This is a genomic window from Streptomyces sp. NPDC043746 (assembly GCF_056436485.1).
The window spans coordinates 147166-172860 of the sequence record NZ_JBWKCM010000006.1 but is presented as its reverse complement, the minus strand read 5'-3'; the positions used below and the strand labels follow the sequence as shown (position 1 = coordinate 172860).

The 25695-nt window shown below is 72.2% G+C and carries 19 protein-coding genes and 1 pseudogene; 10 read left to right on the top strand and 10 right to left on the bottom strand.

Going from position 1 to position 25695, the window contains the following annotated elements; translation table 11 throughout:
- Positions 1 to 82: 82 nt before the first annotated feature.
- Both AC0682_RS09485 and AC0682_RS09480 read right to left on the bottom strand, forming a co-directional pair.
- Entirely contained in the window at positions 83 to 265 is a 183-nt protein-coding gene (locus AC0682_RS09485) for a hypothetical protein (protein WP_018487732.1), read from the bottom strand.
- Between the two features lie 102 nt (positions 266 to 367).
- Complete coding sequence (locus tag AC0682_RS09480) at positions 368 to 1453, bottom strand: acyl-CoA desaturase (RefSeq protein WP_478531951.1); 1086 nt, start codon at positions 1451 to 1453, stop codon at positions 368 to 370.
- A gap of 265 nt (positions 1454 to 1718) precedes the next feature.
- Between AC0682_RS09480 and AC0682_RS09475 the strand changes: the two genes are divergently transcribed.
- The 4 genes from AC0682_RS09475 to AC0682_RS09460 all read left to right on the top strand — a co-directional run bounded on the left by AC0682_RS09475 (position 1719) and on the right by AC0682_RS09460 (position 8011).
- On the top strand, positions 1719 to 4649 hold the full coding sequence (locus AC0682_RS09475; RefSeq protein ID WP_478531949.1) for a DEAD/DEAH box helicase: 2931 nt from the start codon (positions 1719 to 1721) through the stop codon (positions 4647 to 4649).
- The gene (locus tag AC0682_RS09470; protein ID WP_478531948.1) at positions 4646 to 5980 is read left to right on the top strand and encodes an SWIM zinc finger family protein; all 1335 of its coding nucleotides are present in this window, start codon (positions 4646 to 4648) and stop codon (positions 5978 to 5980) included. The genes AC0682_RS09475 and AC0682_RS09470 overlap by 4 nt, the downstream gene beginning before the upstream one ends.
- Positions 5981 to 6131: 151 nt before the next feature.
- Positions 6132 to 6713: an N-acetylmuramoyl-L-alanine amidase gene (locus tag AC0682_RS09465; RefSeq protein ID WP_478531947.1), complete on the top strand. Its 582-nt coding sequence runs from the start codon at positions 6132 to 6134 to the stop codon at positions 6711 to 6713.
- Positions 6714 to 7246: 533 nt separating this feature from the next.
- A complete protein-coding gene (locus AC0682_RS09460) occupies positions 7247 to 8011 on the top strand; it encodes a GNAT family N-acetyltransferase (RefSeq protein ID WP_478532060.1) in 765 nt (254 codons plus the stop codon).
- 47 nt (positions 8012 to 8058) lie between these two features.
- Here AC0682_RS09460 and AC0682_RS09455 read toward each other — a convergent pair.
- Positions 8059 to 8502, bottom strand: a pseudogene (locus AC0682_RS09455) (transposase); the annotation flags it as partial.
- A 145-nt stretch (positions 8503 to 8647) separates the two neighbouring features.
- Between AC0682_RS09455 and AC0682_RS09450 the strand changes: the two are divergent.
- The 6 genes from AC0682_RS09450 (at position 8648) to AC0682_RS09425 (ending at position 16496) form a co-directional block, all read left to right on the top strand.
- Positions 8648 to 9190, top strand: a complete 543-nt coding sequence (locus AC0682_RS09450; protein ID WP_478531946.1) for an SRPBCC family protein — start codon at positions 8648 to 8650, stop codon at positions 9188 to 9190.
- Between the two features lie 237 nt (positions 9191 to 9427).
- Positions 9428 to 10807 (top strand): nitrate/nitrite transporter, encoded by a 1380-nt coding sequence (locus tag AC0682_RS09445; protein ID WP_478531945.1) that lies wholly within the window; start codon positions 9428 to 9430, stop codon positions 10805 to 10807.
- Positions 10797 to 12911, top strand: coding sequence for a molybdopterin oxidoreductase family protein (locus AC0682_RS09440; protein ID WP_478531944.1), 2115 nt, complete (start codon positions 10797 to 10799; stop codon positions 12909 to 12911). The genes AC0682_RS09445 and AC0682_RS09440 overlap by 11 nt, the downstream gene beginning before the upstream one ends.
- Positions 12908 to 14269 carry an FAD-dependent oxidoreductase gene (locus AC0682_RS09435; RefSeq protein WP_478531943.1) on the top strand — a complete coding sequence of 454 codons (1362 nt, stop codon included), beginning with the start codon at positions 12908 to 12910 and terminating at the stop codon, positions 14267 to 14269. Before AC0682_RS09440 ends, AC0682_RS09435 begins: the two co-directional genes overlap by 4 nt.
- Positions 14270 to 14364: 95 nt before the next feature.
- Complete coding sequence (locus AC0682_RS09430) at positions 14365 to 15582, top strand: NAD(P)/FAD-dependent oxidoreductase (RefSeq protein ID WP_478531942.1); 1218 nt, start codon at positions 14365 to 14367, stop codon at positions 15580 to 15582.
- 164 nt (positions 15583 to 15746) lie between these two features.
- A complete protein-coding gene (locus tag AC0682_RS09425) occupies positions 15747 to 16496 on the top strand; it encodes a VOC family protein (RefSeq protein ID WP_478531940.1) in 750 nt (249 codons plus the stop codon).
- Between the two features lie 436 nt (positions 16497 to 16932).
- On the opposite strand, the gene AC0682_RS09420 is transcribed toward AC0682_RS09425, so the two are convergent.
- The 7 genes from AC0682_RS09420 to AC0682_RS09390 form a co-directional block, all read right to left on the bottom strand.
- Positions 16933 to 17151, bottom strand: a complete 219-nt coding sequence (locus tag AC0682_RS09420) for a hypothetical protein (RefSeq protein ID WP_478531939.1) — start codon at positions 17149 to 17151, stop codon at positions 16933 to 16935.
- A 223-nt stretch (positions 17152 to 17374) separates the two neighbouring features.
- Positions 17375 to 18301 carry a TIGR03620 family F420-dependent LLM class oxidoreductase gene (locus tag AC0682_RS09415; protein WP_478531938.1) on the bottom strand — a complete coding sequence of 309 codons (927 nt, stop codon included), beginning with the start codon at positions 18299 to 18301 and terminating at the stop codon, positions 17375 to 17377.
- A 152-nt stretch (positions 18302 to 18453) separates the two neighbouring features.
- The gene (locus AC0682_RS09410) at positions 18454 to 20493 is read right to left on the bottom strand and encodes a glycoside hydrolase family 6 protein (protein WP_478532059.1); all 2040 of its coding nucleotides are present in this window, start codon (positions 20491 to 20493) and stop codon (positions 18454 to 18456) included.
- 532 nt (positions 20494 to 21025) lie between these two features.
- A complete protein-coding gene (locus AC0682_RS09405; protein WP_478531936.1) occupies positions 21026 to 21181 on the bottom strand; it encodes a DUF6131 family protein in 156 nt (51 codons plus the stop codon).
- A gap of 175 nt (positions 21182 to 21356) precedes the next feature.
- Positions 21357 to 23009: an FAD-dependent oxidoreductase gene (locus tag AC0682_RS09400; RefSeq protein ID WP_478531935.1), complete on the bottom strand. Its 1653-nt coding sequence runs from the start codon at positions 23007 to 23009 to the stop codon at positions 21357 to 21359.
- A 56-nt stretch (positions 23010 to 23065) separates the two neighbouring features.
- Positions 23066 to 23998, bottom strand: coding sequence for an AurF N-oxygenase family protein (locus AC0682_RS09395; protein ID WP_478531933.1), 933 nt, complete (start codon positions 23996 to 23998; stop codon positions 23066 to 23068).
- Between the two features lie 362 nt (positions 23999 to 24360).
- On the bottom strand, positions 24361 to 25515 hold the full coding sequence (locus AC0682_RS09390) for an AI-2E family transporter (RefSeq protein ID WP_478531932.1): 1155 nt from the start codon (positions 25513 to 25515) through the stop codon (positions 24361 to 24363).
- Positions 25516 to 25695: the final 180 nt, after the last annotated feature.

Genomic DNA, 25695 nt, shown 5'->3' with positions numbered 1-25695 from the left:
CGCGGCGACCGACCGCATGCGCCCAGGTTCTCGATCACCGGGGCGGGCGGTAGGTGGCCGGACGGGTGGATGAGGGCCGGGCTCAGCGGCCGATCTGCTTGTTGTTGATCCTGCGGAGTCTGCGTCGCTGGGACGGGTCCAGCAGCAGGTAGCCGGCGACGGGGACGCCGATCACCACCAGCAGCGCCCACCAGAATCCGATCAGGGGCCACAGGACGGCCGCAGCCACCACCCCCGCGACAGCGACCTTCGCACCGTTCGACATGGTCCACGCCTCCTTCGCGGCACGACGCCGCTCCTGTTCAGTCAACGCACCCACGCGCTCTTACGTTCCCCCTGCCTCCCTCATCCACCCCGCCGACGTCCCTCAGCGGAGCGGCGCGCCCACCTCGTGCATATGGGCCAGCGCCTGGCGGTAGGACTCGACGAGTCCGGTCTCGGTGTACGGCATGCCGATGGATCGGCAGTACGACCTGACCAGGGGCTGGGCCAGCCGCAGGTGGGGGCGGGGCATGCTCGGGAACAGGTGGTGCTCGATCTGATAGTTCAGACCACCGAGGAACCAGTCGGTGAGGAACGAGCCGCGCACGTTGCGTGAGGTCAGCACCTGGCGCTGCAGATGACCCCAGCGGTCCCCGTCCGGGTCGGGCATCTCCATACCCTTGTGGTTCGGGGCGAAGGCCAGGCCCAGGTGGAGACCGAACAGGGCGTGGAGCAGCACGGCGAAGACGACTGCCTTGCCCGGGGACAGGGTGGTCGACAGCAGGGTCGCGTACAGCGCGAGATGTCCGGCCATCAGCAGGGCCGCCACCGCGCGCTCCCCGGCGGGCTGGCGGCGCAGGAACTGGAACCCGTAGACCTTCAGGGCTATGCCTTCGAGCAGCAGCATCGGGAAGAACAGCCACGCCTGGTTGCGGGCCAGCCAGCGGGCGAATCCTTCACGCCCCAGGGCTTGCTTCTGGGTCCAGACCAGGGCGCCGACGCCGACGTCGGGGTCCTTGTCGACGTGATTGGGATGGGCGTGGTGGCGTACGTGCTTGTCGTTCCACCAGGCCTCGTTCATGCCGAGGAGCAGATTGGCGTGGATCAGGCCGATCAGTCTGCTCGCCCGGCGGTCCCCGGATATCTGGGCGTGGCCCGCGTCATGAGCGAGGAATGCGGTCCGGGTCCACAGAAGGGCCAGCGGAAGAGTGAGGAAGAGGCTCCACCAGGTGTCGCCCAGCGAGACGAGCGCGGTGATCACAACGCCCAGGGCCACCGTATTGGTCACGATGCCGATCAGATAGCGACCGGTGCGCCGCTCGAGGAGGCCCTGCCCCCTCACGGCACGCAGCAGGGGGGCGAAGTCGCTGCCGGCACCCGGTGGTCCGGTCCGGTCCGCACTGCTGCCACCGGCGGGGTCCGCCCGGCTCCCATCGGCGGGATCCACAACGATGGCTGTCGCTTGGGGCATGGTGCCTCCGGTCTCCGAAACCTGCGCTGACCTCATAGAACGTACGGATCGGAGACCGTCGGCAACCATGGCGCCACCACCCCGATCGATCTGGGGCAGACCCCCGCACTCCGGGGTGGTGCCACCTGCACCATGCCCACCGGCCAGCCCCCGCAAGCAGGGTGGAGTGAGGCAGGTCACATCAAATGGCCACGCACTGTGGCCGCGGATGAAGTACCCTCGGCGACTCGGCTCACTAGTCAAGTTTGAGGAATCTGACATTCCTGTGCACCTGCACCCCGCGGCAACGCCTTCCGAGACTTCCGAACTGTCCCGCTGCTCCGTGGTCTTCCTCCCCGCGGATCCGCCCCGTACCGGCCTGATCGCCTTCTGGACCCCAGGCGACGGCACCCCTCCCGGCCCGCCCGGGGCCGCCGCGGAACTCACCGTGACCGGGGCCGACCTCCGGCGCCGTACCGTCCCCGCCCTGCACCTTCCCGTACGGGAGGCCCTCCCGGTGCTGACCCGGGCGCGGGCCGACGGGCAGGCCTCCCCCTCGGCCGCGTTCTGGGGCGCGGCCGCCCTGCTCGGTCTGCAGTTCGTGGCCCGCGGCCTTCTGCTGCCCGGGCTGAGCCCCACCGACCGGGACGCCTGGCGGGTGGGGCCGCTCGGCGCCGGGGATCTGGAGCGGATCCGGGAACTCGCCGCTTCGATGCCGCCCACAGCCCACGCCACCCCGCTGGAGACCGGCGCGGCAGAGGAGGAGCCGCTGCTCCTGCCCGAACCCGAACGGCTGCTCCGGGCGTTCCTGGACGCCGTGGCGGACGAGCTCCCCCGGACGCCCGCCGCCGCCTTCGCCACGGCGGGTCCCGCGTTCGCCGACCCGGAACCGCGGCACCTGCCCCAGGCGCGGACCTGGGCGGCCGATGTGGCGGCCGGTCATGATGCGGGGGTGCGGCTCTCGTTGCGGGTCGAGGTCACCGGAACCACAGGCACGACCGCGGACGCCGACACCGAGAACTCCTCTCCTGACGACGCGGCGCCTTCCTTCCGTACCGTGTTGCAGATCCACAGCGTCAGCGACCCCTCCCTGGTCGCGGATGCGGCCAAGGTCTGGGCGGGTTCCACCCGGTGCGCATCGGCGTTCGGGCCGCGGGCCCGGATGGACACCCTCCTCGCACTGCGCCGCGCCGCCCGCGCGTGGCCGCCGCTGGCCCCGCTGCTCTCCGCCGCCGTGCCGGACTCGGTGGAGCCGGCCGACGAGGAGATCGCCGAGCTGCTGGGGCCCGCCTCGCGCGCCCTGGCCGCAACGGGGGTCCAGGTGCACTGGCCCAAGGAACTGGCGAGGAAACTCACCGCCCGCGCGGTGATCGGCCCGGCCGACCGGGACGGCGCCGGTCCCAGCGACGGGGAGGACGGCAACGGGCGGCGGGGGCACGCTCCCGCGGACACCCCCTCGCCCCTCTCCGCCGACGCGCTGCTCGCGTTCGACTGGCGGTTCGCCCTCGGTGACCAGCAGCTGAGCCGCGCGGAGCTGGACCGGCTCGCGGAGTCCAGCAGGCCGATCGTGCGGCTGCGCGACCAGTGGGTCCTCATCGACCCCGAGGAGGCACGCCGGGCCCGGGAGACCAAGGACCGCAAGGTCACCCCCATCGACGCCCTGGGCGCGGCGCTGACCGGCTCCACCGAGGTGGACGGGCGCCGCGTGGAGGTGGTCGCGACGGGCTGGCTGGAAAGGCTCCGCGAGCGGCTGGCCGACCCGGAGTCCACCGGAGCACGGCCGATCGGGCAGCCCGAGGCGCTGACCGCGACACTGCGCGACTACCAACTACGCGGTCTCGATTGGCTGAACACCATGACCTCACTCGGTCTCGGCGCCTGTCTCGCCGACGACATGGGGCTGGGCAAGACGATCACGCTCATCGCCCTGCATCTGCACCGGCAGGACGAGCGGGACACGGCCGGTCCGACGCTGGTCGTCTGCCCGACCTCCCTGATGGGCAACTGGCAGCGGGAGATCGAGAAGTTCGCTCCGGGCACTCCCGTACGCCGCTTCCACGGCGCCTCGCGCTCCCTGGAGGGGGTGGTGGACGGCGAGTTCGTGCTGACGACGTACGGCACGATGCGGCTCGACGCCCCCAGGCTGGCCGCCCTCCCCTGGGGGCTGGTCGTCACCGACGAGGCCCAGCACGTCAAGAACCCGCACTCGGCGACGGCCAGGGAACTACGCACCATCGGCGCCCGGGCCCGGGTCGCGCTCACCGGCACCCCGGTGGAGAACAACCTCTCCGAGCTGTGGGCGATCCTGGACTGGACGACGCCGGGGCTGCTGGGTCGGCTCGGTACCTTCCGTACCCGGTACGCGTCCGCCGTGGAGGGCGGCGTCGACCCGGCGGCGGCCGAGCGGCTGGCGGCGCTGGTGCGGCCGTTCCTGCTGCGCCGCCGCAAGAGCGATCCGGGAATCGCCCCGGAGCTGCCCCCGAAGACGGAGACCGACCGGGCGGTCTCGCTGACGGCCGAACAGGCCGGGCTGTACGAGGCGGTGGTCCGCGAGACCCTGGCCGAGATCGCCGGGGCGGACGGGTTCGAGCGGCGGGGGCTCGTGATGAAGCTGCTGACGGCGCTGAAGCAGATCTGCAACCACCCGGCGCAGTACCTCAAGGAGGAGCGGCCCCGGATCGCGGACCGGTCGGGGAAGGTGGAGCTGCTGGACGAACTGGTGGACACGATCGTGACCGAAGAGGGTTCCGTACTGGTCTTCACGCAGTACGTCCGGATGGCGCGGCTGCTGGAGGAGCATCTCGCCGCACGCGGGGTGCCCACGCAGTTCCTGCACGGCGGTACGCCGGTGGCGCGGCGCGAGGAGATGGTGGCCCGTTTCCAGGCGGGCGAGGCCCCGGTGTTCCTCCTCTCCCTCAAGGCGGCGGGGACCGGGCTCAATCTCACCCGGGCCGGCCATGTCGTGCACTTCGACCGCTGGTGGAACCCCGCGGTGGAGGCGCAGGCGACGGACCGTGCGTACCGGATCGGGCAGACCCAGCCCGTGCAGGTGCACCGGCTGATCGCCGAGGGCACGATCGAGGACCGGATCGCGGAGATGCTGACCCGCAAGCAGGGGCTCGCGGACGCGGTGCTCGGCTCCGGGGAGGCGGCACTGACCGAACTGACCGATGCGGAACTGGCCGACCTGGTCGAGCTGCGAGGGGGCGCACGATGAGCGACGCGTACGAGCCGGACACGGTGGACGCCGAGAGCGCGGCCGAGCGGGCCGAGGTCACGTTCACGGCCCTGCCTCCCGCGCGCGGCCGGGGGTTCGCCACCTCCTGGTGGGGCCGGGCGTGGCTGAAGGCGCTGGAGGACACGGCCCTGGACGGCGAGCAGCTCACGAAGGGGCGTCGGCTGGCCCGGGAGGGCGCGGTCGGGGCGGTCTCCGTACGGCCCGGCCGGATCACCGCTGTCGTCCGGGACCGGGACGGTACGGCCCACCGGAGCGATGTGCTGCTCCAGGAACTGGGCCCGGAGGCGTGGAACCGGTTCCTGGACATGGCGGTGGACCGGGCCGGGCACATCGCGGCGCTGCTGGACCGGGAGATGCCGCCCCATCTGGTGGAGGACGCGGCGAGTGCCGGGGTGGAGCTACTGCCCGGGATCGGCGACCTGGAACCGGAGTGCACCTGCGGGACCTGGGACCACTGCCCGCACTCGGGCGCCCTCTGCTACCAGGTGGCGCGGCTGCTGGACGAGGACCCGTTCGTCCTGCTGCTGATGCGAGGGCGCGCGGAGCGCCGACTGCTGGACGAACTCCAGGTCCGCAGCGCCGCGCGTGCGGTGCGGAACGCGGAGGGCGGCGAGGCGCCGGAGGGCGTGGAGCAGGAGGGGTACGGGGTGTCGGCCGGGGAGGCGTTCGGCGCGGAATCCATCCTGCCGCCGCTCCCCCTGCCGCCGCCGGTGCCCGAGGAACCGGGGCTGCCGCCGTCGCTGGACACGGAGGCGGACCCTCCGGACGGTCTCGATCCAGCGGCGCTGGAGATGCTGGCCGCCGACAGCGCCGTACGGGCCCGGCGGATGCTGCTGGAAGCACTGGCGCCGGGGCACGAACGGCAGCCCGTTCCGGCCGGGCTGACGCCGGGGCAGGACGCGGTGCGGCTGGCCGCCGATGCCCGTCCGGAACCGCGGATCGCGGGACGGCTGGCCGAGCGGGCCGGCCGGTCGCGGGCCGAGCTGGAGTCGGCGGTGCGCGCGTGGCGGTACGGAGGGGCGGCCGGACTGGCGGTGCTGGACGAGGAGTGGGCCCCGGAGCCGGACTCCCTCGCCCAGGCCCGTGCCCGGCTCGCGGCGGCCTGGGACGAGGATGAGCGGCCCCGGCTGCGAGGAGTGGGGGCCCGCTGGACCGTGGCGGGCGCCGATGTCCAGCTCCGGTACGGACGCGACGGCCGGTGGTGGCCCTACCGCAGGGAACGCGGCCGCTGGGTGCCCGCGGGGCCGGCCGACGACGATCCGGCGACCGCGCTGGCGGGAGTGCTGGGCGGGGCGTCGACGGAGGCCTGACGCCGGTGGGGGCGCAGGCGTGAGGGGAAGCGGCTTGCAGGGAACCGAAGCCTCCTCTCGTACGTCATCAGCGGAAGGCGGCTTCGGCGGCCTCTCTTCTCACGCTCATGCGTCCGCCAGGAAGGGGACCCGGCCCCTTGACAGGAGTGGGATGCACCGCAGAAGGCTCCTTCAGGGGACCGTCGTCACCGCGGCGGCGGCACTGGCCCCGGCGTCGGCACGGGCCGTGACCCCCGTGGCCGACGCCCCGGACTACCCGGCGGCGCTCTGGGCACCGGCCCACGCGGCGAACCTCACCGTTCCCGACCGCTCCCGCGAGCGCCGGATCGACCGTGTCGTCATCCATGTCGCGCAGCAGTTGTTCACCCCGACGCTCGGCATCTTCCGCGATCCCGCCAAGCAGGTCTCGGCCCACTACGTGGTGCGCTCCGGTGACGGCCATGTCGCCCAGTGCGTACGGGAGAAGGACATCGCCTGGCACGCGGGCGACTGGGAGGTCAACACGCGCAGCATCGGCATCGAGCACGAGGGGTGGGTGGACCGTCCGGAATTCTTCACCGACGCGATGTACCGCCGCTCGGCCCTCCTCACCGCGGACATCTGCGCGCGGCACGGCATCCCCAGGGACCGTGCGCACATCATCGGCCACCACGAGGTGCCGGGCAGCGACCACACCGACCCGGGCGCCCACTGGGACTGGGACCGCTACCTCCGTCTCGTCGACCTGCCCTGATCCGCCGTTTGATCCCCCCGCGCAGCCGGGTTGTCCGTGAACTCATGGGAGCGTACGCGACGGACGGGGAGCATCTGCTCGCCGTCTGCTGTGTGGGTGCGGGCCGCACCACGCCACGTCCCTGACCGAGCAGGTCAAAGACGCGGCAGGCCATCGACAGCCGCCGACGGCAATCCGGGTCGACCAGCTGTCTGCCCACGTAGCCCGGATGGCCGGCCACGCCGCGGCGGGCCACGCACCCAGCCGATGGTGCGGAGGGAGGCACCACCGTCACGATGTACGACGAGTCGAAGGCGTACCACGCGCGAGGTATGGCGAGACCCGCCCGGTGACGGGCGATCCCTCGTGCTTCGTAGGGGCGTCGCACACCAGCGCGTACGTGGAGCCCAGCTGTGGCCGTGGCGCCCGCCACGACGACAGCACCGGGCGCTGCCGACGGACGCCCCAAAGTCGCATGCGATCTTCGCTCGGTCATGCTGGGATCAATCGCTATGAATGATCATTTCCTCAATGAAGCCCACCTGATGGACAGGATGGAACGGAACCTGGCGGAACATGCCTGTCACCTGCACCGGAGTATGACCGGTGCGACCGTCACAGAGGCTGATGACCTCCTGGTCGCGGACAGCGGCCTGGACGACGACACTTTCAACATCGTTGCCGCGGCCCGCTTCACTGCCGACGACGCTGCGGCCCATATCGCCGAGACGGCTGGGACGCTGGCCCGCACCGGCCGTCGCTTCTCCTGGTGGGTGGGGCCCGCCTCAACACCACGGGACCTCACCACCCGCCTGACGGCGGCCGGTCTGCCGGCGTCCGAACGTGAGACGGCGATGTGGGCCGAGCTGGACGACACCCTGCCACCGCCGACTGTCCAGGAACTGGACATCCAGCGGGTGGCCACTCCCGAACAGCTCACCGACTACGCCGTGGTTCTCGCCGCGAACTGGGACCCGCCTGCTGAAACAGTCCGCCGCTTCTTCGCCAAGGCCGCTCCACAGGCACTCGCCGCGCAGTGCCAGGCCCGGTATCTGGTCGGCTACGTGGAGAGCCGTCCGGTCTGCTCCGCTGAAGTGTTCCACCACGCGGGAGTCGCCGGCATCTACAACATCTCCACCTTGGCCGCCCACCGCCGACGCGGCTACGGCGGTGCCATCACACTCGCGGCCCTCCGCACGGCCCGCGACCGAGACCACCGCATCGCGGTCTTGCAGGCGTCAGCCGAGGGTGAGCCCGTCTACCGCCGCCTGGGGTTCCGCTCCTGCGGCCAGTTCACCGAACATGCCATCACCCCCTGACCCGCCAGACCCAAGGGCCCTCCGCCCGCCCTTCCTGACGGTGCTGGTCACAGGCCCCCGTTGGTGGCCGCTACGAGGACAGTGGCCTCGTAGCGGCCCGCGAGCCTGTCGTGTCTCGTGGCCGCGACGCGGTTCCTTTTGAGGCGATTAACGCCGCACTCGACGGCATGCCGAGCCTTGCAGTCCTCGGCGTCGGACGTGGGCGGCGCGCCACCACGCGAGCCGAGCCCCTTGCGGTTGCGGATCTGGTCGCCCTTGTCTGGAATGGTGCAGTGGATGCCGCGGCGGCGCAGGCAGGCGCGGTTCCTGCGGGAGGCGTACGCCTTGTCGGCCCGCACGCGATCGGGGCGGACGCGTGGCCGGCCCGGCCCGGTGCGGGGCAGACGGGCCTTCTCCAGCACAGGTCCGAACTGCGGAGAGTCGCCGCGCTGCCCGGCCGTCACCACGATCGACATGGGGTTCTGTCCCTGCTCGACGGCCAGGTGCAGCTCAATACGCCTCCTAGTCCCCGCCCGGACAAGCCGTCCTGACCTGGACCGTCGCCCCGCGGGCGGCCCGCCGCCCCTATTCGGGAACTTGACGGATCAGCGGGCATCGCGTTGACCCCTGTACGCCGTGATCGGCAGGATCGCCGGTATGGCGAACTCCATCATCGAAAAGTCCCCACTGTTCGAACTGCGTGCCGACAAACGAGTTTCCGCGTCCCCTGAAAAGGTCTACGCGGTCGTCAGCGACCTTCCGCGCCAGGCCGAATGGAGCCCCGAGTGCCGGGGCGGCGAGTGGATTTCGGGAGAGCCTTCCACCGTCGGCGCCATCTTCCGCGGAGAGAATCTGCGCAGCGAGGACGTGGTGTCCTGGGCTCCGCTGATCCGCGGCACCTGGTACACCGAGGCGAGGATCGTCGCAGCCGAGCCGGGGCGGACCTTCCAGTGGGTGATGCTCACGCACACCCAGGAGGACCAGGAGAGCCTGTGGGGCTTCGACATCGAGGCCGACGGGGACGGCAGCGTCCTCACCCACCATTTCCGTATGGGCAAGGCGACCGCGGGAATTCATAAGATCGTCAAGGACATGAACGAGCAGGAGCGCGCGCAGTTCATTACCGACTGGACGGCCAAGCTCGAACAGGACCTGGACGAGACGCTCGACCGCATCAAGATCGTCATCGAAAAGCAGTGATTCGCCTTCGCCCGCTGCTCGCTCCCTCGCCGCATTTTCCTGCGCGGCCGGCCGGCAGTGCGAGAAATCTCGTTCCGTGAACGACGCGGAACAAGAAAGCGGGTGTCCGTTCTTCCTCCGTGAAGGAAACAACGGAAGGCGCCCGGGCACGCCGTCCGACAACTGCTGCGTCACCGCCGTTGCCGGTGTGCCCGGACGCGCCCCGGCACACCCCTCCGATACAGGAGTCCCACAGACATGAAGACCCGACGGTCCGCTTCCGGACGGTGGATCCAGGACTGGGAGCCGGAGAACGAGAAGTTCTGGGAGCTCTCCGGCAAGAAGATCGCACGCCGCAATCTGGTCATGTCCGTCCTGTCCGAGCACATCGGCTTCTCCGTGTGGAGCCTGTGGTCGGTGCTCGTCCTGTTCATGTCGCCCGAGATCGGTCTGGGCTTCGCCCCGGACGAGAAGTTCCTGCTGGTGGTCGTCCCTACCCTGGTCGGCGCGGTGCTGCGGCTGCCGTACAGCCATGCCGTGACCCGCTTCGGGGGCCGCAACTGGACGGTGTTCGCCTCCGTCGTGCTGCTGGTGCCGACAGTCCTGGCGTTCATCTTCATCCAGCGCCCGGGAACCCCGCTCTGGGTGTTCCTGCTGATCGGTGCCACCGCGGGTGTGGGAGGGGCCAACTTCGCCTCCTCCATGACCAACATCACCATCTTCTACCCGCAGCGGCACCAGGGCTGGGCCCTGGGCGTGAACGCGGGCGGCGGCAATCTCGGTGTCGCCGTGATCCAGGTCCTGGGTCTGCTGGTCATCGCCACGGCCGGGAACACCCATCCGTCGTACGTGATCGCCTTCTACCTGCCGCTCATCGTGATCGTGTCGGTGCTGGCGGCGCTGCGGATGGACAACGTCGAGGCCGTGCGCGCGGAGCCGGGCGCGCTGCGCGAGGCCGCCGCCAGCCGTCACACCTGGTGGATCTCCGTCCTCTACATCGGCACCTTCGGTTCGTTCATCGGGTACGGCTTCGCCTTCGGCCTCGTGCTCCAGAGCGAGTTCGGCTCCACCCCGCTGGAGGCCGCCTCCGTCACCTTCCTCGGTCCGCTCCTCGGCTCCCTGGCCCGTCCGTTCGGCGGGAAGGTGGCCGACCGGTGGGGTGGAGCCCGTACCACGGTGTGGACCTTCGCCGGACTGGCCGCGGGCACCTGTGTGCTGCTGATCGCGTCCCGGGCCGGGTCCTTCGCCCTGTTCGTCGCCGGGTTCACCTTCCTGTTCGTCCTGAGCGGCTTCGGCAACGGCTCGACGTACAAGATGATCCCTGCCGTCTTCGCCCGGGAGGCGGAGGAGGCCATCACCTCCGGCTCGGGCGCTCCCCAGGCCTTCGCCCGGGCCCGGCGGGTCTCGGGTGCGGTCATCGGGATCGCCGGAGCCGTCGGCGCGCTCGGCGGGGTCGCGGTGAACCTCGCCTTCCGGTCCTCGTACCAGGGCGGGGGCGGCGGCGACATGGCGTTCCTCTGCTTCCTCGGCTTCTACGCGCTGTGCGTGCTGATCCTGCTGCGGGTCTACCTGCGGCGTGAGCACACCGAGCAGACCGCCCCCAGCCCGGCCCGGCCCCGGACCTCCCATGTCCGGTGACCGCACGCGGGGCCCCGAGGCGCCCGCCACCACCACCGCCACCCACTGCGTCTACTGCGCCCTCCAGTGCGGGACCCTGCTGCACCGCGGCGGTACGGGCGTCGAGGTGGAGCCGTCCCCCGACTTCCCGGTCAACCAGGGCGGGCTGTGCCAGAAAGGGTGGACGGCACCCACCGTGCTCACCGCTCCCGACCGGCTGCGCAGCCCCCTGGTCCGGGGGCCCGGCGGCGAACTCACCCCGGCGAGCTGGGACGATGCCCTGGATCTGATCGTCGAGCGGCTGGAGCGGGTGCGCGAGACGTACGGCCCCGACGGCGTCGGCGTCTTCGGCGGCGGCGGGCTGACCAACGAGAAGGCGTACGCCCTGGGGAAGTTCGCCCGGATCGCGCTCGGCACCAGCCAGATCGACTACAACGGCCGTTTCTGCATGTCCTCGGCGGCGGCCGCCGGCAACGCGGCCTTCGGCCTGGACCGGGGGCTGCCGTTCCCCGTCACCGATCTCGGCGAGGCGGACGTGGTCATGCTGGCCGGGGCCAACCCGGCCGAGACCATGCCCCCGCTGATGCGCCATCTGGTCCGCCCCCGGCTGATCGTCATCGACCCCCGCCGCACCCGTACCGCCGAGCAGGCCGCGCTGCACCTCCAGCCCGCCCCCGGCACCGATCTCGCCCTGGCGCTCGGCCTGTTGCACATCGCGGTGGCCGAGAAGCACCTGGATGAGGAGTACCTCGACACCCGCACCACGGGGTTCGACGAAGCCTGGCGGTGCGCCCTGCCCTGGTGGCCCGAGCGGGTCGAGCAGGTGACCGGCGTCCCGGTCGAGGACCAGGAGCGGGCCGTACGGATGCTGGCCGGGGCCGACCGGCGCTACCTCCTCAGCGGGCGCGGGGTCGAGCAGCACAGCAAGGGGACGGACACCACCGCCGCCTTCATCAACCTGGCCCTCGCCTTGGGCATGCCCGGCCGGGAGGGCAGCGGCTACGGCTGTCTCACCGGCCAGGGCAACGGACAGGGCGGGCGCGAGCACGGCCAGAAGGCCGACCAGCTGCCCGGCTACCGCATGATCACCGACCCGGAGGCCCGCGCCCATGTCGCCGGGGTCTGGGGGGTCGACCCGGACTCCCTGCCCGGCCCCGGGCGCAGCGCCTACGAACTCCTCGACGCTCTGGGCACCGCCGACGGGCCCCGGGCCCTGCTGGTCTTCGGCTCCAACCCGGTGGTCTCGGCTCCCAACGCCGGTCACATAGAGCGCCGCCTGGCCTCGCTCGACCTGCTGGTGGTGGCCGACATGGTGCCCTCCGAGACCACCGAACTCGCGGACGTGGTCCTGCCCATCGCCCAGTGGGCCGAGGAGGAAGGGACGATGACCAGCCTGGAGGGGCGGGTGCTGCGCCGCCGGGCCGCCCTCACCCCGCCCCCCGGCGTGCGCACCGATCTGGAGGTCTTGAACGGCCTGGCCGTACGGCTGGGGCAGCCCGCCGAGCGGTTCCCCACAGCGCCGCGCCCCGTCTTCGACGAGCTGCGCCGGGCCTCCAGCGGCGGCCGGGCTGACTACGCGGGCATCACCTACGAGCGGCTGGACGCCGGTGAGGCACTGTACTGGCCCTGCCCGGAGAGCCCCGGCAGCGATCATCCGGGCACGCCCCGGCTCTTCCTCGACCGGTTCGCCCACGCGGACGGGCGGGCACGGCTGGCCGCCGTGGAGCACCGGGACGCGGCCGAGATCCCCGACGCCCACTACCCGCTGCACGCCACCACCGGCCGGGTGCTGGCGCAGTACCAGTCGGGGGCCCAGACCCGCCGGGTGCCCGCGCTCATGGCCGCCGCACCGGAGGCGCACGTCGAGATCCATCCCGGCACCGCCGCCCGGTACGGGCTGGCCGAGGGCGGCCTCGCCAAGGTGACCTCCGCGCACGGCTCCACGATCGCCCGGGTGCGGCTGGCGCGGACCCTGCGCACCGACACCGTCTTCCTGCCGTTCCACTTCCCTGGCGACGGCCGGGCCAACCTGCTGACCGGTCCGGCCCTGGACCCGACCAGCCGGATGCCCGAGTACAAGGTGTGTGCCGTACGGATCGAGCCCTGGCGGGAGCTGACGGCATGAGTCCCGCGATCACTGTCATCGGTTACGGCCCCGCCGCGCACCGCCTGGTCCAGCGGCTGCACCACCACGGTCACCGCGGACCCGTCACCGTGTTCGGCGCCGAGCCTCGACCGGCGTACAACCGGGCGCAGTTGCTCTCCGTGCTCGACGGGACGCTGCCCTCCGGGGCGCTGGCTCTCGGACCTCTGCCGCCGGGCGTCGAGGTCAGGACGGGCAGCCGGATCACGGCGGTGGACCCGGACCGCCGTCTCGTGCGCGACGGTGACGGGGGCGTGCACCCCTACGAGGTCCTGGTGCTGGCCACCGGGTCCCGGCCGGTCCTGCCGTCGCTCTCCGGTGCCGTGGACCGGCGCACTCCGGTCATCCGGGTCCCGCACACGCTCCCGGGGGCCGAACCGGTGGGCCGGGGGCCGGTCGTCGTGGTCGGAGGCGGGCTTCGGGGCACGGAGACCGCGTACGCGCTGGGCCGCGCCGGACACGATGTCACCCTCGTGCACCCCGGCGCCCATCCGATGCACCGGCTGCTCGACGACCGTGCGGGGGCCCTGGTGACGGCCCTGCTCGGGCAGGCCGGGGTGGTGGTGGAGGCCGGACGGCGGGCCGTCGCCGTGGAGCCCGACAAGATCGTCCTGGACGACGGGCGGCTGCTGGCCGCCGGGACCCTGCTGCTCTGCACCGGCGCCGAGCCCGACACGGTCCTCGCCCGCACCGCCCGGCTGGCCGTCGCCGACGGCATCGTCGTGGACGACCGGCTCCGCACCAGCGACCCGCACGTCTACGCCCTGGGCGACTGTGTCCGGGCCCCCGGCCGCCACGCCACTCTCACCTCCGCGTGGGACCAGGCCGATGCCCTGGCCCGGACGCTCAGCGGCGGCGACGGGCGCCACGAGCCCGCCCGGCAGGTCGTCCGGCCCCGGCTGCCCGCGCTGGCCGCGATGGGCCCGCTCCAGGCGTTGGAGGACCCGGGCGACGACGAGCAGATCGTGCTGTCCGACCCGGCCGGCGGCCGCTACGGGCGCCTCGTGCTGCGCGAGGGCCGGGTGCGGGCCGGGGTGCTGGTGGGGCTGCCCCGGGCCGTCGCCACCGTCGGCCGGCTCCACGCCGAGGACCGCCCCGCGCCCCCGGACCGGTTCGCCCTGCTGCTGGGCAACGACGAGGAGTACGCCAACTCCGCCGAACTCCCGGACACGGCCGTCGTGTGCCAGTGCAACAACGTCACGAAAAGGGATCTCCACGAGGCCTGCCGGCAGGGCGCCCGGGACCTCGCCGCCATCGCCGCCGCGACCCGCGCCACCACGGGCTGCGGCAGCTGTGCGGCGGTGGTCCGCCGGATCTGCGAAACCGTCGCCGCGTCATGAGCCGTCCGTTCGTGAGCCGCTCTGCCTCCAGCCGCCCCGCCGTCCCTGCCCTGCCCGCCCTGCCACTCCTGCCTGTCGTGAAGGGAGCCTGACGCATGACACGCGTTCTGGTCGTCGTCGGCCATGGGATGGCCGGGAACCGGCTGATCGAGGAGGTCCGGGCCGGTGACCCGGCGGGCCGGTGGCGGATCGTGGTCGCGGCGGAGGAGCCGCGCCCCGCCTACGACCGCATCTCCCTCTCCTCGTACCTGGACGGGAAGACCGCCGCCGACCTCGACATCACCACGCCCCGGCTGCGCACCGATCCGCTGGTGGATCTGCGGCTGCACACCCGCGTGGTCGGCCTCGACCGGGACGCCAGGACGGTGGCCTGCGCCGATGGGGAGGTCCTGCCGTACGACGCGCTCGTCCTGGCCACCGGCTCCCGTCCGTTCGTGCCGCCGGTGCCGGGCAAGGCGCTGACCGGCTGCTTCACCTACCGCACCATCGAGGACCTGGACGCGCTCCGTGAAGCCGTGCGCCCCGGGGAGCCCGCCGTCGTCATCGGCGGCGGACTGCTGGGGCTGGAGGCCGCGCGGGTGCTGCGGCTGCTCGGCGGGGTGCCGCACGTCGTGGAGATGGCACCGCATCTGATGCCCCTCCAGGTCGACGAGGGCGGCGGGCGGGTGCTCGCCCGGCTCGTGGGCGAGCTGGGGGTGGACGTGCACTGCGGGAGCGGCCTCGCCTCGGTCGACGCGGGTCCTGACGGCCGGGTGGGGTCGGTGACCCTGTCGGACGGGACCGTGCTGCCCGCCTCCACGGTCGTGTTCGCCGCCGGGGTGCGCCCCCGCGACGAACTGGCGGAACCGGCCGGGCTGGAGCGCGGCGGGCGCGGCGGGTTTCTCGTGGACGAGCGGTGCCGTACGGCCGACGAGCACGTGTGGGCGGTGGGCGAGTGCGCCGCGGTGCTCGGCACCTGCTACGGCCTCGCCGCGCCCGGCTACCGGATGGCGGAGACCGTCGCGCGGCAGCTGCTCGGCTCCGCCTCGGCCGTCTTCCCGGGTGCGGACACCTCGACGAAGCTCAAGCTTCTGGGCGTGGACGTGGCCGGCTTCGGGGACGTCCACGCCAGGACAGAGGGGGCCATGGAGTTCGTCCGCGAGGACCGCGCCGCCGGCACGTACGGCAAGCTGGTCCTCGCCCGGGACGGCCGGACCCTGCTCGGCGGGGTCCTCGCCGGGGACGCCGGAGGCTACGCCGTGCTCCGCACGCTGCTCGGCCGCGAACTCACCGCCCCGCCGGAACTCCTGCTGGCCGGGGGCGAGATCCTGTGAGGCGACGACGCACCCTCCCCTTCCGGGGCGCTCCCGCGCGGCGGAAACCCTGATGCGAGCGGCGGACGTCACCCCTTAGGCTGCGCCCGCCTGACACCGGCGGCGGCGACCGCTGCGGCCGGACCGGCCGGATCGGCCGTCAGGGGATCGGAGACATACGGGGTATGACCAGTCAGCTGTTCGCGATCTGCTTCCGCTCGCCCCGGCCACCGGAGCCGGCCCGCTTCTGGTCGGAGGTGCTGGGCCGGCGGTCCGCGGAGGGTACGGGCGGGGGGCCGGGCGGGGACGTGACGCTCCTGCCGCCCGACGGCACCGGGTTCCGGATCCGCTTCGTGCCCGACCAGGAGCCGAAGACCGGCGAGAACCGGGCGCACTTCGACCTGACGAGCACGTCCCCCCAGGACCAGCGGGCGACGGTCGCACGGGCGCTGGAGCACGGCGGGAGCCACATCGACGTGGGGCAGACCCCGGACGACGGCCATGTGGTGCTCGCGGACCCGGACGGCAACGAGTTCTGCGTCATCGAGGCGGGCAACAAGTTCCTCGCCGACACCGGCTTCATCGGGGCGCTGGCCTGCGACGGTACGCGGGAGGTCGGCTACTTCTGGAGCCGGGCCCTGGGGTGGCCCCTGGTCTGGGACCAGGACGAGGAGACCGCGATCCAGTCGCCGGAGGGCGGTACGAAGATCACCTGGGGCGGGCCGCCGGTGGCGCCGAAGACAGGCAGGAACAGGGTCTTCTTCGAACTGGCTCTCCCGGACGGTGCCGACCTGGAGGCGGAGTGCGAGCGGCTGGTCGCGCTCGGCGCGACGCGCCCCGACAGCGGCGCGGGCGACAGCGACGACGCAGGAGTGCTGATGCTCGATCCCGACGGCAACGAGTTCTCGGTCCGGGAGTCTCAGCCCCACCTCTGACGGCTCGAGCCCGTGCACGGCAGCGCCCCGGAGCCCGAGGGCGACGCTGTCGTCTGGAGCGCTTGCAGTTCGGCGCCCAGTCTGCGCGCGGCATCCTGCGGCGCTGCGCCTGCGGCCATGACGGCATCCTCCCGTCCGGGCCGCGGCTGCCGCCCCGGCCTGGCTCTCTGCGTACCGGAACAGGCATGTTCCAGCAGGTCAGAACCCTAAGGGCTCGCAGAAGAATCAGTTGCGTGTTGTCTGTCTTGACATCGCAGCTCAGGCCGGGTGCTCGACAGCATGTTGATTCTCTGCGAGCCCTTAGGGACAGCGGGAATCCGGAGACAATAGGGGCAAGCGTGCGAAGGGTGACGCGGTGCCGTACCCGGCCGTCAGGAGGTCTTGAGCCGGTCCTGCTCGTCGGGCCCCAGGATGACGTCGCCGTCGAGCGTGACGATCACGGCGGACATGACGAGGGCCGCCGGGTGCGCATGGCCGCCGTGCCCGGGCAGTGCGTCGCGGCGAGGCCCAGGCCCGTGAACAGCACCGGCCGTGGTCGGCGTCCCGGTTCCCGTCCCGCGGAACCGTCCAGGAACACGCAGACGGCGACCGCGGCCATCGTGACCAGGAGGCTGAGCACGGTGGTGCCGGACTCGTCTTCGAGCGGTCCGGGCATACGCCGAACGGCCGCCCGAGGGGTGGCGCGCAGCGCGGTGCGGGGAGTGCGGAGGCGTGTCCGTGGCTCCGCCTCGCGTACTCGGTCGGTATCTGTCGGCCCAGCGCCGACCGCCCTGATCCACCGATCATTTTCGACCGACCGGTGTTGAGGATTCGCCCCCCTACGCGTGCGGTCGTCCGCACCACCGCCCGACGCCCCCTGCCCGTTCGTCCCACGCCTCCTACCGGCCGCTCCGACGGTCGCCCCGCAGTTCGTCGCCGAACGCTGCGGCCAGTTCGCGCCATTGCGCCCGGGGCAGCCCGGCGCCGCCCTCGTCGGCGGTGAGCACCTGGAGGGCGACATGGTCGGCGCCGGCGTCGAAGTACTCCCCGGTCCGGGCCTTCACCTGCTCGGCACTGCCCAGGGCGAAGAGGGAGTCCAGGAGGCGGACGCTGCCACCGTCCTCGAAGTCGCTCTCCGCGAACCCGAGGCGCAGCAGGTTGGCGGTGTAGTTGGGCAGCCGGAGGTACACGGCCAGCATCTCCCGGGCGGTGGCGCGGGCCCGGTCGCGGTCGGTGTCGAGGACGACCGTCAGCTCCGGGGCGAGCAGGGCGTCGGGGCCGAGCGTCTCGCGGGCCTCGGCCGTGTGGTCGGTGGTGACGAGATACGGGTGGGCGCCCAGCGCCCGGTCGGCGGCCAGTGCCAGCATCTTCGGGCCGAGCGCGGCGAGGACCCGCTCCCCGGGCTCCACGGACGGGGTCGCCGCGTCGAGCGCGTCGAGGTAGCCGACCATCGCGCTGTACGGCTTCGCGTACTGCGGCACCAACGGGCCGTGGCTGACACCCAGGCCGAGGACGAAGCGCCCGCGCGCGGCCTCGTCGAGAGCGGCCATCCGGGCCGCCACCTCCTCGGCGGAGTGGCTCCAGGTGTTCAGGATGCCGGTGGCGACCGTCACCGTACGGGTGGTGGCGACGACGGCGGCGGCGTCCTCGGGCGAGGGACTGCCGCCGATCCAGACCGTGCCGTAGCCCAGCTCTTCCAGCTCGGCCACCGCCTCCGCGATCGCCTTCCTGCCCGCGTCGTCCGTGCGCGATCCGTGCAGGGCGCTGCTCCAGATGCCGATCCGGCCGAACGCCCCGTGCGCTGCCTCATGGGTCCGAGAAGTCATGGTGTGGTCAACAGCGGCCCGGGGCCGGTATTCCCGGCGGCGCGGCCCGCCCCGCTCGTGTGCGTACGCCGTCGGCCGTCCTTCCCTCACCGGGCGGCGGGGGAAGGACGGCCGGGAAGGCACCGGATGACGGGGCCGACCGGGGGGCAGGGTCAGGGGGCGGTGCCCCAGGCGAGGATGGAGCCCACGTAGGCGCCGATCCTCGAGGCGTCGGCGTAGGCGGTGTTGGTGGCGCGGCTGTAGTCGTCGGCTTCCTGGAAGGGCGACCAGTCGCTCTTGTTGATCCTCAGCTGGATCTCACCGGTGGAGGCACCCGGTGCGAGGGTGCCACCGGAGAATCCGGCCTCCAGGTAGTGGCTGGCTCCGGGGGCCGGCGCGCTCGCCGGACGCACGGTGTGCGTCACGGTGCCGCAACCGCGCACCGCGTAGTCGCAGGAGGTCGAGAAGGTGCTCGCACCGGCCTCGGGGGTGAACCAGTAGCGGATGGTGACCTGGGACAGATCCACGGCGTTCGTCCCGGTGTTGACCACCTGGAGGGACATACGGATCTGGTTGTCCGTCGGGGAGCTGTCGGTGTTGCGGTACTGGATCTTGAGAGCGCCCGTGCCACTGGAGCCGCCGTCGGTGGTGACCTGCACGGCCGCCGAAGCCGCCGACACATTGCCCGCCGCGTCCTTCGCCCTGACCGTGTAGGTGTAGGCACTCGACGCGCTGAGGCCGGAGTCGGTGAACGTCGTCGACGCGGTGGATCCGACGACCACACCGCCGCGGAGGATGTCGTACCCGGTGACCGCCCTGTTGTCCGTGGAGGCGGTCCAGGCCAGCGTCACGCTGCTGCTGGACTTGGCCGTCACCCGCAGGCCGGTGGGCACGGTGGGCGCCTCGGTGTCGCCGCCTCCGCCGAGGGGCGGGTTGGCGTTGCGCAGGAGTTCCTGGAACTGGCTGGAGAACCAGTGCCCCGCGACCGGCGCGTTCGGCAGGGCGCCCGTGAGGTTGAAGCCGTTGCGGCCGTTACCCGTGTACGTCGGGTCGCACATCCGGTCGAAGCCCTTGCCCTCGTCGTTGTCGATGGGCATGCTGCTGCCGTCGGACTCCCCCGGCGGCTTGGCCCAGACATAGGCGTCGATGCCGGGTTCCGGGGCGGTCGTGGGACGTTCGCCGATACCCGCACCGCTCTGGTTGCACCAGTTGCCCGTGTGGATGCGGCGGTCGGTCCGGCTGCCGTCCACATAGGCGTCCACGCTGGTCAGAGGGCCGGGACCGGCAGGCCGGTTCGGGCCTCCCCAGCCGTTGCGCGCGGTGTCGATGAGCATGCCGATGTCGGACGCGAAGCCTTGGCGGACCAGCTCGGTACGGAGCGCCTGGGCGAAGGAGAGTTCATCGGCGTAGTAGTTCCAGTCGACCCAGGAGGACTGGCGCACCGTGGTGCCGTTCACCGAGTCCGTCACCTTGAAGTGCGGCTCCTTGAGAGCCGAGTAGTTGGCCGTGTTCACGATGAAGCCGTGTACGTCCGCGACCGACGCCCCCTCGAGGGTGGCCGCCTTCTTGAACTGCTGAGCCGCGGGGACGAAGTTGGTGTCCCAGCCGAGCCAGCCGTGGTGGGCCGCGTCCACGTAGTTGTAGACGTTGGGGATGGCCCCGAGCCTGTGCAGGGCGTACCCGATGCCCTTCTCGTAGTTCCCGTTCGCCTTCATGACGGCGCACTCCGGCGTCGAGCCGTCGGTACCGCCCGCGTTGGTGACGAGGTTGGGCAGCGAGTCCGGTTCGATGAGCGTGACGATCCGCAGGTCCGCATAGGCGGGATCGCCGAGGATCTCCGCGATCGGATCGATGTAGTCGCTCTTGTACCGGCCGAGTTCGGTGGGACCGAGTTCACCGTTGGAGGCGAGGGCGGAGCAGTCCCGGCCGGGGAGGTTGTAGATCACGACCTGGAAGAGGTCGGCGCCCTGGCTCAGCGCCGTGTCGAGGTGGGCGCGCAGACCCCGGGCTCCGGGCGTACCGCCTATCGCGGCTATGCGGTCCATCCAGACGAACGACGGCTCGTCGGCGATGGCATCGCCGCCCGGCTCAGCGGCGGCCTTGGCGGACCAGTCGACGTTCACGTAAGGGGTGGCCCCGATGTAGGGATTGTCGACCCGCGGAGCGGCGGCCGACGCCTGGCCGGGTAAGGCGATCGCCAGGGAGGCACCCATCACCAAAGCGGACAGTGCGGCCACCATGCGGCTGCGGGATGCGTGCGGGGCGGTGCTTCTGATTCTCATTGCGGCTCCGTGCTCCTCTCGTTCGTCCGCCGCCCGACGGCGGACGTGCTCAGGGATGAGGCGTGCGAGGTGGTACGGGAACTCACTGTGGGAGCGCTCCCACGTTGCCGCTACGACGAGTTCATGTCAAGTCATCCGACGCGTTCACCCGGACCAAGGAGGGCACAGCAACCATGGAAGCGCTCCCACATTTGCGGGAATCCGCAGGTGACTGGACCGGTCGGAGCAGTAGACGAGGCGGCGTCGCCCGCGAGGACGTGCCGGGCGCCAGACGAGGTGGCGCAGGAGTGGACTGCGCTGTCGCCGCCGCAGGTGGCCTCGATGGCGCCGCTCGAACGGCACTCTGGAGAGAGGCCGCAGGCCCGGCCGTCGTCACAACCCACGTGGATCGAGAAGTCGTCGGTGACCGGGCAGGGGCCACGCACAACCGGGCGTCGGGCCGCAAGGGCCCTCTCCCGGCGGGCTACCAGTAGTGGCGCCGTCCGCCCACCGCACGGCCCGTCGCGCCCAGGGCCCAGAGCACCAGGCCGATGGCCACGAGAACGATGCCGATGGTCCAGAGAACGGAAATACCGGCCACCAGGCCGATCACCAGCAGAATGACACCGAGGACAATCATGGAGTCCTCCCAACAAGAGTGGCTATATCCGAGTATGCGCCTCATAAAGGTTCTGTGCCGGTCGGCCCGGCGCATACCGAGCGGGTCCGCCGATCCGGACGCGCACGCGGGTCGCCCGAGGGCCCACCGGTTCACCGGCCGGTGGGCCCTCGGCGCTGATCCGGCTGCGGGCGGGTCAGCTCGGCGTCTTCCAGCGGTAGCGGCCCTTCGCCGCCGCCACCAGGGCGGGGACCGTGCCGAGCTTGACGCGCGGGCGGCCGTGCTCGCGGCCACGGGCCACCTCCGCCCGGTCGATGGCGGCCAGCCCCCGGGCGTCGACGACGTTCCGGCCGCGGCTGCGGGCGAGGCGGCGGAAGGCCGAGGACGGGTGGGCCGGGGCGGCGAGGCCGCCCGCCGTGGCGTCGGCCAGCAGGGTGCCGACGGTCTCGGCCGCGCAGGTGCGGTTGGCGCCGATACCGCCCGAGGGACCGCGCTTGATCCAGCCGACGACGTACGTCCCCGTCATGCCGCTCACCCGGCCGGCCTCGTGCGGCACGGTCCCGGACGCCTCGTCGAAGGGCAGGCCCGGCACGGGCACGCCCCGGTAGCCGATCGCCCGCAGCAGCAGGCCCGCCGGGATGTCCCGCTCGGACCCGCCCGCCGTGACGCGTACGGCCGTGACGGCGTCCTCCCCGACCGCCGCCACCGGGGCGGAGTGGAAGCGGAAGACGATGCGCCGGCCCGGTGCGGGAGGCCGCGACCAGTCCACGGCCCTGCGCTCCACGTCCCGCAGGAGGGCGGCCTTCGTGCCCGGGGCCGCCGCGTCGATCGCGGCGCCGATCCTGGGGTCGTGGTCGTCGACGACGAGGCCGACGCCCGGCAGGTACGTGAGGGCGAGCAGTTCGGAGACGGTGCACGCCGCGTCCTCGGGGCCGCGCCGCCCCAGCAGCACCACCTCCCGCACCCGGGACCCCCGCAGCGCCGCGAGGGCGTGGTCGGCGATGTCGGTGGCGGCCAGCGCCTCGGGGTCGGAGACGAGGATGCGCGCCACGTCGAGGGCGACGTTGCCGTTGCCGACGACGACCACGCGCTCGGCCGCCAGGGAGACCGACTCGGGCACCACCTCCGGGTGGGCGTTGTACCAGGCGACGAACGAGGTGGCGGCGGCGGAACCGGGCAGCTCCTCGCCGGGGATGCCGAGTCTGCGGTCGGTGGAGGCGCCGACCGCGTAGATCACCGCGTCGTGGTGGGCCGCCAGCTCCTGGGCGGTGATGTCCTTGCCGACCTCGACGCCCAGGTGCATCCGTACCCGGGGGTGGGAGTGGAACCGTGCGAAGGTCTCGCCGACCTTCTTCGTGGCGGGGTGGTCGGGCGCCACACCGTAGCGGACCAGGCCGCCGGCCACCGGCAGCCGGTCGATGAGGGTGACCTCCGCGTTGGTGTGCAGGAGGAGGTCCTCGGCTGCGTACATGCCGGCCGGTCCGGTGCCGACGACCGCGACCCGGATCGGGGCGAAGTCGGCGGGCAGGCTGCGCTCGAAGGAGGGCTCGCCCCAGGCGTGGAAGTTGGGCCCGGCGGGGGCGGGTTCGGGCTTCCGGTCCGCGAAGTACGCGGCGTTGATGGCGGCGTACTCCTTCTGCGCCCCGAAGAGGCTGTCCACCGGGAAGATCGCGTCGACCGGGCAGGCGTCGGCGCAGGCCCCGCAGTCGATGCAGGTCTGCGGGTCGACATACAGCATCTCCGTGGACCCGAACGCCCGCTCCTCGGGGGTGGGATGGATGCAGTTGACGGGGCAGACGGCGACGCAGGTGGCATCGGAGCAGCAGGTCTGGGTGATGGCGTAGGTCATCTCGTCGTCTCGGGTCGTGGTGAGGGAGCGGATCGGCCGGGGCCCCGCGGCCGGGGTCAGATCAGCGAGGCGCGCCGGTAGAAGAACATCGCGGGTTTCGTCAGCAGCCGGGCCGAGGCCAGGAACTCCATCAGCCCCGAACAGCTCGACCGCATCAGTGACTTGTGGTGCTCGTTCACCCGGGCCTCGGCGCGGGCCCGGGCGGGGTCGAGCCCGGCGTTGGCGTAGACGTCCCGGTTCACCATGCTGGTGACGATGTAGTACGAGGCGATCGCCACCACGATCGCGTTGAACTGCCGCCGGACCGCGCCCGCGTCCCTCAGTCGCCTGCGCGTCTCGTCGCGGGCGAACTTCATGTGCCGCGACTCCTCGACGACATGGATGTTGTTGATGGTGCGGACGAAGGGCGCGACCCGCTCGTCCCGCATCCAGTCGCGCTGCATCACGTCGAGGACCTCCTCGGCCACGAGGATCGCCGCGTAGGCCGCCTCACCGAATGCGAGGGTCTTGAAGGCGCGGCCCAGCTCCACCACGGGGCGGCGCGGCCGGTAGGCGGGGGCGCCGAGCTTGGCCGCGCCCCGGGCGAACATGATCGAGTGGCGGCACTCGTCGGCTATCTCGGTCAGGGCCCACTGGAACCGGGGGTCGGTGGGGTCCTTGGCGTACATGTCGCGCAGCACCATCTGCTGGAGGATCATCTCGAACCAGATACCGGTGCTGGCGACGGAGGCCGCTTCCTGGCGGGTGAGCGCCTTGCGCTGGGCGTCGGTCAGCTCCTTCCAGTACTCGGTGCCGTACAGGGTGGACCACTCGGGGCTGGCGCCGTGGTGGTCCGGGTCGAGCGGGGTCTCCCAGTCGACCTCGGCGGCGGGGTCGTAGGAGAGTTTGGCGGCCGAGTCGAGCAGGCGTCGGGCGACGTCCTGCTCGGCGAGCGGGCCCCGGCCCCGGTCCTGCTCCTGGTTCTCCGGCCGAACGGTGCTGCTTGACATGGTGCGGCTCCTTGACTCGGGAGGTCGGCCCGGCGCCGCCCGGTCCGTCCAACCCATCGCCTGTCGCGTCCGATGGGTTGGGCGGCTGCCGGGCGCCGCCCTGCTGGTCGCTGGCCACGTACCGCTTGTTAGACGCGGCGTCTAGCAAGCTTATTAGACGCAAGGTATAGCAAGAGCGGGGCGCAGGCCTAGACCCGTGCGCCACATCTGCACGGCCTGTCCACGACCCGGCGCACCGGGGCCTGTTGGGGGGACAGCACGAAGCCGGCCCGCCTCGTCGGGGTCGAGGCGGGCCGGCCGGGTCAAAGCCGTGCGGCCAGGGGGCGTGAGGGTGGTCGCGCACCGCCCGGCCCCGTGCCGCGTCAGGCGGGAACAGGGGCGTCGGCGTCCGGCCCGCCCGAAGCGGGTCCTTGCTCGGGGTCCGGCCCCCGGTCCACCCGCCCCGGCTCCTCCCCCGGTTCGCTGAGCTGCTCGCGCAGGTAGTTCCAGATCACCGCGACCAGCGCCGCCACCGGGACCGCGAGCAGGCTGCCCACCACCCCGGCCAGACTGCCGCCGAGCGTCACCGCCAGCAGGACCACCGCGGCGTGCAGCCCGAGGCCGCGGCTCTGGATCATGGGCTGGAAGACATTGCCCTCCAGTTGCTGCACCGCGATGATGATCGCCAGCACGATCAGCGCGTCGGTGAGGCCGTTGGAGACCAGAGCGATCAGCACCGCGACGAAACCGGCGAAGACCGCACCGACGATCGGGACGAACGCGGAGACGAAGGTCAGCACCGCCAGCGGGAGCACCAGCGGCACGTCCAGGATCCACAGGCCTATCCCGATGAAGACGGCGTCGAGCAGCCCCACGAAGGCCTGGGAGCGCACGAACGATCCGAGCGTGTTCCAGCAGCGCTCGGCCACCACGGGGACGTCGGTGGCGAGTCGGCCGGGGAGCTGACGGCCGAGCCACGGGAGGAACCGCGGGCCGTCCTTGAGGAAGAAGAACATCAGGAAGAGGGCGAGCACGGCGGTGATCAGGCCGCTGAACACGGTGCTCACTCCGGTGACCGCCGTGGTGACGACGCTGCCGGCGCTGTTCTCGATGCGGTCGACCGCGGCGTCGAAGGCGCCCGTGATCTGGGCGTCACTGATGTTCAGCGGCGGGCCTGCGGCCCACGCGCGCAGTCTGCCGATCCCCTCGACGACCCCGTCGGCGAGCTGGCCGGACTGGGAGGCCACCGGGATCGCGATCAGCGCCAGCACACCGGTGGCGACGAGGAGGAACGCCGCGGTCACCAGGGCCGCGGCCGGGGCGGGCCGCCAGCCGGCCCGGCGCAGGAAACGGGCGAACGGCCAGGTCAGGGTGGTGAGAAGGAGACCCACTATCAGCGGCCACACCACCGGCCAGGTCCGGCCCAGCAGCCACAGGGCGACGGTGGCCATCAACAGGACCAGCAGCAGCTCGGCCGAGACGCGGGCCGATCTGCGGAGCGCGGCCGCGGTTTTCTCGGAACTCAACGTGGCAGACATGAGGTCACCCTACGAGGGTCCCGGCCACTGCCCCGCCAGCGGCGGGGACGGTCCCCCGCGCCTGGTGGCACAGGGCCCGGAACAGGTTCGTGGGGGGGGGGGGGGGGGGGGGCGGTCCCCCCCACTGCCCCCCCCCCCCCCCCCCCCCCGCCGACCCCTCATGTTGTGGTCTTTTTTTTT

Coding starts and splice junctions, on each gene's coding strand:
- AC0682_RS09485 (WP_018487732.1), bottom strand. CDS start 265: ATGTCGAACGGTGCGAAGGTCGCTGTCGCGGGGGTGGTGGCTGCGGCC.
- AC0682_RS09480 (WP_478531951.1), bottom strand. CDS start 1,453: ATGCCCCAAGCGACAGCCATCGTTGTGGATCCCGCCGATGGGAGCCGG.
- AC0682_RS09470 (WP_478531948.1), top strand. CDS start 4,646: ATGAGCGACGCGTACGAGCCGGACACGGTGGACGCCGAGAGCGCGGCC.
- AC0682_RS09465 (WP_478531947.1), top strand. CDS start 6,132: ATGCACCGCAGAAGGCTCCTTCAGGGGACCGTCGTCACCGCGGCGGCG.
- AC0682_RS09460 (WP_478532060.1), top strand. CDS start 7,247: ATGGAACGGAACCTGGCGGAACATGCCTGTCACCTGCACCGGAGTATG.
- AC0682_RS09450 (WP_478531946.1), top strand. CDS start 8,648: ATGGCGAACTCCATCATCGAAAAGTCCCCACTGTTCGAACTGCGTGCC.
- AC0682_RS09445 (WP_478531945.1), top strand. CDS start 9,428: ATGAAGACCCGACGGTCCGCTTCCGGACGGTGGATCCAGGACTGGGAG.
- AC0682_RS09440 (WP_478531944.1), top strand. CDS start 10,797: ATGTCCGGTGACCGCACGCGGGGCCCCGAGGCGCCCGCCACCACCACC.
- AC0682_RS09435 (WP_478531943.1), top strand. CDS start 12,908: ATGAGTCCCGCGATCACTGTCATCGGTTACGGCCCCGCCGCGCACCGC.
- AC0682_RS09430 (WP_478531942.1), top strand. CDS start 14,365: ATGACACGCGTTCTGGTCGTCGTCGGCCATGGGATGGCCGGGAACCGG.
- AC0682_RS09425 (WP_478531940.1), top strand. CDS start 15,747: ATGACCAGTCAGCTGTTCGCGATCTGCTTCCGCTCGCCCCGGCCACCG.
- AC0682_RS09420 (WP_478531939.1), bottom strand. CDS start 17,151: ATGCCCGGACCGCTCGAAGACGAGTCCGGCACCACCGTGCTCAGCCTC.
- AC0682_RS09415 (WP_478531938.1), bottom strand. CDS start 18,301: ATGACTTCTCGGACCCATGAGGCAGCGCACGGGGCGTTCGGCCGGATC.
- AC0682_RS09410 (WP_478532059.1), bottom strand. CDS start 20,493: ATGGGTGCCTCCCTGGCGATCGCCTTACCCGGCCAGGCGTCGGCCGCC.
- AC0682_RS09405 (WP_478531936.1), bottom strand. CDS start 21,181: ATGATTGTCCTCGGTGTCATTCTGCTGGTGATCGGCCTGGTGGCCGGT.
- AC0682_RS09400 (WP_478531935.1), bottom strand. CDS start 23,009: ATGACCTACGCCATCACCCAGACCTGCTGCTCCGATGCCACCTGCGTC.
- AC0682_RS09395 (WP_478531933.1), bottom strand. CDS start 23,998: ATGTCAAGCAGCACCGTTCGGCCGGAGAACCAGGAGCAGGACCGGGGC.
- AC0682_RS09390 (WP_478531932.1), bottom strand. CDS start 25,515: ATGTCTGCCACGTTGAGTTCCGAGAAAACCGCGGCCGCGCTCCGCAGA.